The organism is Ruminococcus sp. B05 (assembly GCF_003628495.1).
Lineage (GTDB): Bacteria > Bacillota > Clostridia > Lachnospirales > Lachnospiraceae > Schaedlerella > Schaedlerella hominis.
The window spans coordinates 1-2,695 of sequence record NZ_RBZR01000026.1; the positions used below are offsets into that span (position 1 = coordinate 1).

3 protein-coding genes are annotated in these 2,695 nt (G+C 38.8%); all 3 read right to left on the reverse strand.

Annotated elements, in window-relative coordinates:
* Nucleotides 1-79 precede the first annotated feature (79 nt).
* The 3 genes from D8Q48_RS14335 to D8Q48_RS14345 are packed head-to-tail and all read right to left on the reverse strand — an operon-like array spanning nt 80 to nt 2,540.
* Nucleotides 80-2,101, reverse strand: a complete 2,022-nt coding sequence (locus tag D8Q48_RS14335) for a SpoIIE family protein phosphatase (protein ID WP_121056944.1) — start codon at nt 2,099-2,101, stop codon at nt 80-82.
* Nucleotides 2,098-2,283 carry a hypothetical protein gene (locus D8Q48_RS14340; protein ID WP_121056946.1) on the reverse strand — a complete coding sequence of 62 codons (186 nt, stop codon included), beginning with the start codon at nt 2,281-2,283 and terminating at the stop codon, nt 2,098-2,100. Before D8Q48_RS14340 ends, D8Q48_RS14335 begins: the two co-directional genes overlap by 4 nt.
* Complete coding sequence (locus D8Q48_RS14345) at nt 2,283-2,540, reverse strand: hypothetical protein (protein ID WP_121056948.1); 258 nt, start codon at nt 2,538-2,540, stop codon at nt 2,283-2,285. The genes D8Q48_RS14340 and D8Q48_RS14345 overlap by 1 nt, the downstream gene beginning before the upstream one ends.
* Nucleotides 2,541-2,695 lie beyond the last annotated feature (155 nt).

A 2,695-nucleotide genomic window follows, 5' to 3' on the forward strand; every position in this document is an offset into this window, starting at 1 on the left:
TTGCTCGCAAAAAAGCCACTAAACTCCGTCCCCTTTTGGCTCCCTGGTCCACTAAACTCCGTCCCCTTTTGCCCCCCCCTTACCTCTTAAAGAGCGTCAAAATGTTTTGACCATCTTTGTACTCATAAGAAATTTCATCCATTATCTTTTTCACCATAAAGATTCCAAGCCCGCCGTTTTCCCGTTCTTCCAGCGGTAAACTAATATCCGGATCTGCTTTTTCTCTAGGATCATATGGGCGTCCATTATCCGTAAACTGCAAAATCACCTGATCATTTATCGAAGCACATCCGACCTTAACGCTGGTTGCACCACTATAATAAATAATATTAGATAAAATTTCATCCACAACTACATTGATCTGCAAAACTGTTTTTGCCGGAACTTCTGCCTCGGAAAGAATTCTGTCAAAAAACTCTGTCACCTCTGGCATTTTGTCCAAAGATGGTGCAATTTTCATTTCTTTCAAATCCGGCAGCGTATTTTTTATTTCGAGACACAGCATGGTAATATCATCAAATTGCTCCGCTTCACCGGCAAAGAATTTCACATCTTGATGTACTGCTTCTAACAGCTGACTGCATGAACCTGTTTTAGCTCTATTAAGGGCAACTACCATTCTGTCCGTTCCATATAGTGTGTTAGACAAATTAATTGTTTCCGGCACACCGTCCGTATAAACAAAGAGCCTATCACCTGCATTCATTTCCAGCACGTATTCCTTATATCGAATATCCTCCATAGCAGCCAGTACAAATCCATGTTTATCTTTATAAAGCTCAAATTCTCCGTCTTTACGCATAATTACCGGATATTCGTGTCCTGCATTTGCACATATCATTTTTCCGGTAGATATTTCCAGAATACCAAGCCAGACGGTTACAAACATTTCAGCATCGTTATTTTCACAAAGCTGATTATTCACTTTTTCTAACACTGCCGCCGGAGACAATCCACTCTGTGTCGCTGATTTGATCAACGTTTTTGAAATCATCATAAACATTGCCGCCGGGACACCTTTACCAGATACATCTGCCATTACCATTGCTAGATGATCTTCATCCACCAGGAAAAAATCATAAAAATCACCGCCGACTTCTTTTGCAGGGGTCATAGATGCAAAAATATCAAATTCATGCCGATCAGGAAATGGCGGGAAAATACATGGAAGCATGGACTCCTGGATATGTTTTGCAACATCTAATTCCGCTCCGATACGTTCCTTCTCAGCAGTTATTTTAGAGAGGTTTGATATATAATTCTGAATTTCCTCCAACATAAAATTAAAGGAATCGCTCAAAGACTCTATCTCATCTCCTGTCTTGATTTCTATACGCTGATTTTCAAAGTTATTTGTCTCTGTGATTTCCTGTGTAAAATCGGTAAGCTTTCCAATCGGTTTTGTCACCATCTTTCTGACGAAGAAAATGTACGCGACGATGGTCAAACCAATAATCGCAAAAGAAATCAACAGCATATTGGTCAGCAAAGAAATTAAGTATGTCCTTGCTTCACTCATATCAAGTATATACTGGATTTCTGCGATTGCATTTCCCGATTCATCAAGGATAACCGATACCCACGTGTAGTTGTATCCATAATCATTATCCGTGACAATTGGTTTATCAAGTCCCTTATTCTTTGCATATCTTTGCCAAATGGTAACATACTTCTCCATATCTGCCGGGTCGTCCGGATTCGCCGCATCGACATAAAGGATATCGCTTCCGTAAGGAATCTGATTTGCAGGATCATCTCCCATTTCTTCGACCAGAGCGTCAATATAAAAACAAACACTATCTTCGTCCGGAACTACGAGTGAAAGAGATGTAACGTCACCATCTTTTTTCAGCTGGTTAAAAAGTTTGCACATTTTTTGATACTCCGGTGTCTGATTTCCTTCATCCGAAATAATTGTTTTTACATCTTCCACATCAATCATCGCAGCTATAACATTACAATTTGTCATCACTCGCTTTGCATACATTTTCCCAAGGTAGGATTTAGACGTCGCATAACTAAAGAGTGATGTCGCAATTGTAAGTATCAACCCTACAATCCCCAGTGAAATGATAAATTTTGGTAAAAGTTTAATTTTCATCCTTCATCCCTCCTAAAGTAATTTGTAGTAAATCTCCGCATCATTTCTACCGCAAGTTCATTTCCCCGATATTCCTTCTTGATTCCCACAGACTGTATCTTTCCCACTTTTTTATTGGAATCGGAATATACCTCACGACTAAGATAAAATCTCATTCCATTTTCAAGAGTAATTGTATACATTATTCACTGCCTTTCGTACAAGTCAACATTTTTATCCCCATAGAGATTGTTGATTTCTTCTGCAGAATTAGACGTTTTAAAGTCTTATAATTACACTCCAGCCATTCTGCCCACGATTTATATTTTTCATTGCCATAGGATTGTTGCGCTTTCGTGGCAAGTTTCTCATTGTATTCCAGTCCGAGTACTCGTGATACTGCCTCCGAAGAAAAACGTTCCACTGTTTTCATTCCATCGTTACATCCGATATCAAGCACAGCTGTTCCTCCTTTTTTCAGTATAATTATATTTATTTTAACACTTTTCTTGTGGGAAGCCAACCGTTAGTGGACCAGATAGAGAAGGAGTTTAGTGGCTTTTTTTCGAGCAAAAAAACCACAAAAAAAACAACCACAAATGTAAAAAAAAAACA

What these genes read in the sequence shown, in the direction of transcription:
- D8Q48_RS14340 (WP_121056946.1), bottom strand. Translation starts at nt 2,283, where the DNA reads ATGTATACAATTACTCTTGAAAATGGAATGAGATTTTATCTTAGTCGT.
- D8Q48_RS14335 (WP_121056944.1), bottom strand. Translation starts at nt 2,101, where the DNA reads ATGAAAATTAAACTTTTACCAAAATTTATCATTTCACTGGGGATTGTA.